Here is a 9,018-nt window from a genome sequence, read left to right as displayed (position 1 = left end):
TTCACCTCGCCGATCGTGTCGACCACCATCGCGCAGATGGTGGGCATCCCGACCGAGGACCACGTGCTGTTCCGCAACTGGTCCAAGGCCCTGATGTCGCTGACCGACCCGGCGCAGACGAAGAACGGGGTCAAGGAGGTCGTCGAGAACACCAGGATAATCCGCGACTACCTCCAGGCGCACGTCCGCAGCAGGCGCGAGAACCCGACCGACGACCTGACGAGCAGGCTCGTCCAGTCCGAACTGGACGGTGAGCGGCTCGAGGACGCCGAGATCGCGGGTCTCATCTCGCTGAACCTCACCGCGGGGCAGACCGCGACGCAGACCCTGGCCAACTTCGTCATCTGCTTCGACCAGCACCCGGACGAGTTCGCCCGGCTGCGGGCGAACCCCGACCTGCTCGAGTCCGCGGTCGAGGAGGTCATGCGCTTCCGCGCCCAGACGACCCGCGTGGCGCGCAAGACGGTGAAGCCGGTCACCGTCGGCGGGCAGGAGATCCCCGCGGGCGAAGGCGTCTCGGTCTGGCTCGCCGCCGCGAACCGGGACCCGAGGAAGTTCACCAACCCGGAGGTCTTCGACATCGCCCGGTCGCCGAACCCGCACATCGGGCTGGGGCACGGCGCGCACTTCTGCCTCGGCACCCCGCTGGCGCGGATGGAGATCAACATCGCGCTGCGCCGGTTCCTCGAACAGGCGCGGACGATCACGATCGACTACGGGACCAGCCGCCTGCTCGACCCGCGCCTCGTGTTCGGCGCGAACGAGCTGACGCTGCGGGTCGACTGGCGCTGACGCGCGGGTGCCGCGAGGACCGGGATCGGGCTAGTGAGAGGGAAGTCGCAAGTGGACACGCTGCACACGAGGCTCCGCGGCCACGCGGAGCGCGCGCCGTCCCGGGTCGCGCTGACCTTCCCACCCACCGCGCCCGGCACGCCGAGGGTCGAGCTGACCTACGGCGAGCTCGCCGAACGCACCCGCGCCATGGCGCGTGTGCTCGCCGGGAGGATGGCGCGGGGGGACCGGGCGATGATCGTCCTCCCGCCCGGTCCCGAGTTCGCGGTGTCGTTCCTCGGGTGCCTCGAGGCCGGGGTGATCGCGGTGCCGATGCCGCTGCCCGCCGACGAGAACACCCGCCGCCGGGTGCTCGCGGTGGCGGCGGACTGCGGGATCACCGCGGTGCTCTCGACGTCCTTCCTGCACGACCTCGCCGCGGCCGACGAGGACCTGCGCCGGTTGTGCGCGGACCACGAGTGGCTGCTCGTCGACGCGCTCGACACCACCGGCGCGGCGGCGCGGCCGCTGCCGGCCCTCACGGACGGGGACGTCGCGTTCCTCCAGTACACCTCCGGATCGACCAGGACACCGCGGGGCGTCGTGGTGTCCCACGGCGCGCTGCTGGCCAACGAGGCGGCGATCCGCGCGTCGTTCGGGGTCACGCCGGACTCGACGATCGTGAGCTGGCTGCCGCTGCACCACGACATGGGACTCATCGGCGGCATGCTGCAGCCGCTCTACACCGGCGGCCGGGGCGTGATCCTCGACCCGCTGTCGTTCGTGCGGCGGCCGGCGAGCTGGCTGGAGACGATCTCCGCGGAGCGGGCCGACATCAGCGGCGGCCCCAACTTCGCCTACGACCTGTGTGTCCGCAAGGTGTCCGACGAGGACAGGGCGGGGCTGGACCTGTCGAGCTGGCGGGTGGCGTTCAACGGCGCGGCCCAGGTCTACCCGCGCACGCTGCGGGCGTTCACGGACGCGTTCGCCGGCGTCGGGTTCAGCCCGTCCGCCCACATGCCGTGCTACGGGCTGGCCGAGGCGACCCTGCTCGTCACCGCGGCGCGCGCCGAGGGGACCGACCCGGTGGGTGCCATGACCGGGACCTTCGCCGCGGCGTCGCTGGCCGTGGGCCGCGCGCGCACCGCGGCAGACGGGAACGCGGACGGGGAGGCCGTGCGGGAGCTGGTCGGGTACCCGCTGCCCGCGCACGCGACCGTGCGGATCGCCGACCCGGCCACCCTCACCCCCGTCGCCGAGGGCACGACCGGCGAGATCCTCGTGTCCGGTCCCAGCAACGGGTCCGGGTACTGGGGTGACCAGGACGGTGACCAGGACGCCGCCACCTTCGGCGTCACGCTGCCCGGCGAGCCGGGGAGGTTCATGCGCACCGGGGACCTCGGTTTCGTGCACCGGGGGAGGCTGCACGTCGAGGGCAGGCACAAGGACCTGATCGTCCAGCGGGGCCGCAACGTGCACCCGGAGGACCTCGAGGCCGACGTCTCGGTCTGCCACGAGTCCGTGCGGCCCGGCTGCGGCGCGGTGTTCGGCGTCGAGCACGACGGCGACGAGGCCGTCGTGGTGTGCCAGGAGGTTCGGCCCGACACCCCGCCGGAACGGCACGCGGAGATCGCGGCCCGGATCCGCACGACCCTCTCGCGGGTGCACGGCGTCGCCGCGCGCACCGTGGTCCTGGTCCCGCCCCGCACCGTCACCAAGACCTCCAGCGGCAAGGTCGCGCGCCATGCGGCTCGGCGGCGCTTCCTCGCGGGCGAGCTGCCCGCACTGCACACGGACACGGCCGCGGAGACCGGGCGGCGCGGGCCGGATCTGGCCGCGCGACTCGCCGCCCTGCCCACCGATCCCGCCGCGCGGGCCGGCGCGTGCGCCGACGTGCTCCGCGACCACCTGCGCGAGGTCCTGGACCTGCCGCGGCGCCCCGCGCCGCAGGACTCGCTCGCCGCGCTCGGCGCGGACTCCCTGACGGCCACCCAGCTGCGGCACGAGCTGGAGGAGGCGCTGGGGATCGAGCTGGGCCCGACCGCGACGCTGCGGGCGGAGTCGATCGCCGAGCTGGCCGCGATGGCCACGGCAGCAACACCAGCGGCAGCACCGCCCGTGCCCGCGCCGGAGGCGCACGGCTACGAGCTGAACGCCGCGCAGCGGGCACTCTGGTTCCTGCACCGGGCGTTCCCCGGCAGCGCGGACTACAACGTCACCCGCGCGTTCCGGCTCACCGGCGACGTGGACACCGCGGCGCTGTCCGCCGCGTTCGGCGCCGTGGTGCGCCGCCACCCCAGCCTGCGGCTCGCGGTGCTCGCCACCGCCGGGGAGCCCCGCGCGGTGGTGCGCGACCGCCCGGCATCCGTCGAGGTCCACGACGCCACGACCTGGTCGCCCGCGGACGAGGCGGCCTGGTACCGCGACTTCGCCACCAGGCCGTTCGACCTCGAGCACGACCCGCTGCTGCGGGCCGCCGTGCTGCGGCGGCAGGACGACTGGCTGCTCGTGGTGTCGCTGCACCACATCGTGTGCGACGTGTCGTCCCTGGCGGTCATCGTGGCCGACCTCGCCTCGGCGTGTGGTGGCTGCCTGTCCGCCGCACCGGAGGGCACCTCACCCGCCGAGCTGGAGCGGGCCGTCCTGGCCGACCGCGGGGCGGACCTCCGCGCCTTCTGGCAGGCCGAGCTGGCTGGCGAACTGCCCGCGCTCGCGCTGCCGGTCGCGGACCCGGCCGAACCACCCGGACCGGGCGAGGCCCTGTCGTTCGAGGTCGACCCCGCCACCACCGCGGCGCTGGCCCGGTTCGCCCGTGCCTCCGGGCTCACCCTGCACAACGTGCTGCTCGCCGCCTACCAGATCCTGTTGCACCGCCTCACCGGCCAGCGGGACCTCGTGGTCGGCGTGCCGACCGCCGGCCGGGCGGACCGGAGGCTGGCGTCCTGGGTCGGCTACCTGGTGAACGTCCTGCCGGTCCGCTCGGCCTTCGCACCCGCCGACGGGTTCGAGGCGTTCGCTCGGCGGACGCAGGCGCGCGTCCTGGACGCCATGGACCACCAGGAACTGCCGCTCTCGCACATCACCCGGCTGGTGAACCCGGACCGCACGACCGCGGCCGGGACGATCTTCCAGGCGATGTTCTCGTACTACACGACCGCGCTGCCGGGCGGCGAGCACGTCGCGGCCGCGGTCATGGGCGACCCGGCGGCCGCGGTCCCCCTCGGTGGCGCGGTGCTGCACGGCCATCCGCTGCCGGACCACACCGCGCAGTCGGACCTCGGGCTCAACGTCGCCGTGCGCCGCGACCGCCTCCGCTTCGACGTCCAGTACGACCGGAAGAAGGTGACCGAGGGGCAGGCGAGGAGCCTCGCGGCGGCGTTCCGCACGCTGCTGACCGCGCTCGCCGACGGCCCGGGCGCCGCCGTCGGCGCGCTCCCGCTGCTCACGCCGGCGCAGATCGCCGCGCGGGTCGCCGTCGCCACCGGCCCGACGGTGCGGCGGCCGGGCAACTACCTCGACTCGTTCGAGCGGGTGGTCGACCGGACGCCCGACCGGGTCGCGGCCGACGACGGCGCCGTCCGGCTCACCTACGCCGAGCTCGACGAGCGGGCCAACCACGTGGCCGCCCGGCTGCGTGCGGCAGGCGTCGGGGTCGACGCCAATGTTGTCGTCTGCGCGGACCGGTCCGTCGACTACCTGGTCACGGTGCTCGGCATCCACAAGGCCGACGGGTGCTACGTGCCGATCAGCCCGCGGGAGGCGCCGCGGCGCGCGGCCGCCATGGTCGCCGCGGTCGCGCCCGCCGCGGCCGTCGCGAGCGGAGCCGGCCGGGCACTGCTCACCGCGGCGACGCGGCAGGCCGGCGGGGCGCCACCCCTCGACATGGCCGAGCTGGCCGCCGGGCGGAGCGCGACCCGGCCAGTCCGGGTGTGCCCCGACCACGGCGCGTCGACGATCATCCACACCTCCGGCTCGACCGGGCTGCCGAAGGCCGCGGTCTCCACCAACTACGGCGTGACCAACCACATGTGGCAGCTGGCCGAGCACTTCGGCCTCGACGCCGACGACCGCGTGGCCCAGACCGCGCCGGTGTCGTTCGACATCTCCGTGTGGCAGCTGCTGACCCCGCTGATGCTCGGCGGGCGGGTGCGGATCATGCCCGACCCCGTCGCCCAGTCACCCGCCAGGCTGCTGCGCGCCGTGGTCGACGGCGGCGTGACCATGCTGGAACTGGTGCCCGCCAACATCGTCGCGCTCCTCGACGCGGGCCTCGCCGCCGAGCCGGGCGCGCTGCGGGTGGTGCTGTCGACCGGTGAGACGCTCACCCACGACGTGCTGCGCCGCTGGGTCCGCGAGCTGCCGCACGTCCCGATCCACAACGCCTACGGCCCCGCCGAGTGCACCGACGACGTCACCGCCGGCCTGTGCGGATCGGGCGAGGCCGGACCGGTGACGGTGTCGGTCGGGCGTCCGCTCGCGAACACCACCGTGCACGTGCTCGACGCCGACCTCGTGCCCGTGCCGCCCGGCGTCGTCGGCACCCTGCACGTCGGCGGCGGCGCGGTGGGCCGGGGCTACCGGGGCGACCCGCGGCGCACCGCCCAGGTCTTCGTGCCCGACCCGTACGCACCTCTGCCCGGCGGGCGCCTGTACCGCACGGGCGACCTCGGCCGCGTGGGCGCGGGCGGCGACCTCGACTTCCTCGGCCGCGCGGACACCCAGATCAAGATCCGCGGCCAGCGGATCGAGGCGGGCGAGGTCGAGGCCGCGCTGCGCGAGAGCGCGGGAGATGGCGAGGCGGCGGTCAAGGTCCACCGCGGCGCGACCGGCGCGATGCTCGTCGGCTATCTGGGCGCGGGACAGGAGAGCGCCGGCGAGCCGGTGGTGCTGGGGATCGACGAGGACGATCGGCTGCGCACCGCGCTCGCCGAGCTGCTGCCCCGCCACATGATCCCCACCGTCCTCGTGCGGGTGCCCCGGCTGCCCCGCTCGAAGAACGGCAAGGTGGACTACCCGGCGCTGGACTTCGCCGCGCCGGGCTCGGCCGGCGACGCGGGCACCGACCGCGTCGACGACCCGCTGGCCGCCACGGTCCGCGCGATCTGGGCGGGCCTCCTCGACCGGGACGCCGTCTCCCTCGACGACAGCTTCTTCGCGCTCGGCGGGCACTCGCTGGTGGCGCTCACGATGATCGACCGGGTCGCGCAGACCCTGGACGTCGACCTCGAGGTCGACGCGGTGTTCCGCAACCCGAGGCTGCGCGACTTCGTCGCCGCCGTCCGCCAGGCCGACCCGGCCACCCCGGCCCGTGCGGCGAACCCGGCCCCGGCCGGTCCGGTGCCGGCGAGCGCCGCGCAGCAGCGCTTCTGGTTCCTGCGCGAGATGGACCCGGACCGGCCGACCTACAACATGCCCGGCGTGCTGCGGTTCCACGGCCTGCTCGACGAGGACGCGCTGGAGTCCGCGCTGCGTGCCGTCCTCGACCGGCACCGCGTCCTGCTCGCCCGGTTCGCGACCGACGGCGCGGCGCTGACCTGGACACCCCGGCCGGTCGAGGACTTCACCCTGTCCCGGCTCGACCTGCGCGGGGCGGTGGCGGAGTTCGGCACCGAGGTGTTCGACCGCGTGCTGGCCGAGGAGGCGAACCGGGTCGGCGACCCTCGCCGGGAGCTGCCGTTGCGCGCACTGCTGGCCAGGCTCGGCGCCAAGGACTGGGGCCTGTTCGTCACCATCGACCACATCGTGTGCGACGGCTGGTCGCTCACGGTGTTCCTGACCGACCTCGCGGACGCCTACAACCAGCGGGTGCGCGGTGGCACCCGCGCCGCGCACCGGCACGAGTACGGCTTCGCGGACTACTGCCACGACGAGCGGGCGTGGTGGGCGGCGCAGGACCGGGCCGCCATCGCGGCGCGCTGGCGCGACGCGGTCACCGGGCCGGTGGCCCGCTCGCCCCTGCCGGCCCGGTCGGGCCCGCCGGCGCCACCGGGCGCCGGGCGGATCTCCCGGTGGCTCGACGACGACCTCGCCGCGGCCGTCCGCGAGCTCGCCGGCCGGACCGGCACCACGTCCTACCTCGTCTTCGCGACCGCGTTGTCGGCCCTGGTCCACAGCGGCGGCCCGGCGCGGGAGACCGTGCTGCTCGGTGCGCTCATCGCGCAGCGCGACCGGCCGGAGTGGCGGGGGATCGTCGGGCCGCTGCTCAACGTGTCGGTCCTCGCCGTGGACGTCGCCCTCACCGACACGGTCACCGACGCCCTGCACCGGACCCGCGACGCGGCACTGCGCGCCTACCGGTCGGCGCACGTCCCGTTCCAGGAGCTCGTCGCCCTGCTGCCCGCGTCGCCGGGCGGGGACGGATCGCCGTTCGACGTCGTGCTCGTGATGCAGCCACCCGGCCGCCCCGCCGAGTTCGACGGCCTGACCACCGAGCTCGTGGACGTCGACACCGACGCCGCCCCCTACCCGCTGACCGTCGACGTCGAGGAGCGGGACGGGCGCTACCTCGTGTCCTACCGGTACGCGACCGACCGGTACGACCACGCCGACGTCGTGGCGCTGACCGTCCGCCTGCCCGCCGCCCTCCGCGCGCTCGTCGCGACCGGGGACCACGCGCTCGAGCGGCTCCGCGACCCGGACCTCGTCCCGGTCGGGGACGTCGAGAGGAGCTGACATGACCGTCCCACCGCTGTCGCAGGACGTGCTGACCGGGTTCGACGCCCGCCTCGCGGCGGCTCCTCCCACGGCGTGCGCCGTCGTGGCCGACGGCGTCGGCATCACCTACGCCGAGCTGGACCGGACGTCGGCCGCCCACGCCGCCGCACTGCGGGCGGTCGAGGTCCCGCCGGGGGCTCCGGACGGGCACGGGGGCCTGGTCGGCCCGGAGTCGGTGGTGGCGGTCGTGGCCGAACGCGGACCCTCCTACGTCGCGATGGTGCTCGGCGTCCTGCGTGCCGGCGCCGCGTTCATGCCGGTCGAGCCGACCACTCCCGTGCCGCGCGCCCAGGAGATGTGCCGCACGGCGAGTGTGCGGGTGCTGCTCGTGCAGCGGGGACACGAGGCGTACGCGGCCGAGGTCGCCGCGGGCGCGGGGCCGGACCGGCCGACGGTGCTCGTCGCCGCCGGGGACAGCGCCGCCGGAGACAGCACGGTCGGTACCGTCGATGCCGTCCCGGACGTTCCGCCACGGGCGCGGGACGGTCTCGCCTACGTCATCTTCACGTCGGGGTCGACCGGCAGCCCCAAGGGCGCGATGGTCACCGACGGCGGGATGGTCAACCATCTCGCGGCCAAACGGCACGACCTCGCACTCGGCGCGGCGGACGTCATCGGGCTGACCGCGCCGCTGTCGTTCGACATCTCCGTGTGGCAGACGCTGGTCGCGGCGTCGGCCGGCGCCCGGGTGGCCGTCGCGTCACCGGCGAACCTGTCCGAGCCCGCGGAGCTGGTGGCGTGGGTGGCGCGGCACGGCGTGACGGTGCTCGAGATCGTGCCGTCGTTCCTCTCCGTGCTCGTGGACGAGCTGACCGAGGACGCCGGCCTGCGGGCGGGCCTGGGGACGCTGCGCCACCTGGTCGCGACCGGGGAGGCGTTGCCCGCGCGGCTGGCGCGGCGCTGGTACGACTGCTGCCCTGACATCCCGGTCGTGAACGCCTACGGCCCGACCGAGTGCTCCGACGACGTCACCCACCACGTGGTCACGCGACAGGAGTGCGCGACGCGGTCGTGGCCGTCGATCGGCAGGGAGATCCAGCACACGCGCCTGTATGTCGTGGACGCCGACGGCACGCCGGTCGGTCCCGACGTCGAGGGCGAGCTCCTGGTCGGCGGGCGCGGGGTGGGGCGGGGCTACATCGGCGACCCGGTGCGCACGGCGCTGGCGTTCGTGCCCGACTTCCTCTCCGGACTCCCCGGTGCGCGGCTCTACCGCACGGGCGACCGGGGCAGCCGCGCGCCGGACGGCACCTACGACTACCACGGCAGGCGCGACCGCCAGGTCAAGATCCGGGGCCACCGGGTCGAGCTGGGGGACGTGGAGGCGCAGCTGCTCGCGGTGCCCGGCGTGGCGACGGCGGCGAGCGTGTTCGCCGACGGCAGGCTGCGTGCGTTCGTGACCCCGGGGCGGGGACCGGCGGGCGACCGCGTGCTCGACGGTGACGACGTGCTCCGCGCTGACGACGTGCTCCGCGCCGTCCGCGCGTCCGCACCCGCCTACCTCGTCCCGCACGAGGTGACCGTCCTCGACCG

The 9,018-nt window shown here is 75.1% G+C and carries 3 protein-coding genes; all 3 read left to right on the top strand.

The window, feature by feature from the left end; all coding sequences use genetic code 11:
- Window positions 1-792, top strand: a 792-nt coding sequence (locus ACJ73U_RS08250) for a cytochrome P450 (protein ID WP_407776943.1), incomplete at its 5' end; no start/stop codon positions are given.
- Window positions 793-843: 51 nt separating this feature from the next.
- A complete protein-coding gene (locus ACJ73U_RS08245; protein ID WP_407776942.1) occupies window positions 844-7,443 on the top strand; it encodes an amino acid adenylation domain-containing protein in 6,600 nt (2,199 codons plus the stop codon).
- A gap of 1 nt (window position 7,444) precedes the next feature.
- Window positions 7,445-9,018: amino acid adenylation domain-containing protein (locus ACJ73U_RS08240; protein ID WP_407776941.1), on the top strand; the 1,574-nt coding region annotated here is incomplete at its 3' end.

The sequence above is a fragment of the Actinophytocola sp. genome (assembly GCF_045807065.1).
In the GTDB taxonomy this organism is placed as follows: Bacteria; Actinomycetota; Actinomycetes; order Mycobacteriales; family Pseudonocardiaceae; genus Actinophytocola.
The sequence above is the reverse complement of the archived record's forward strand: the minus strand, read 5'-3'. Positions and strand labels throughout refer to the sequence as shown.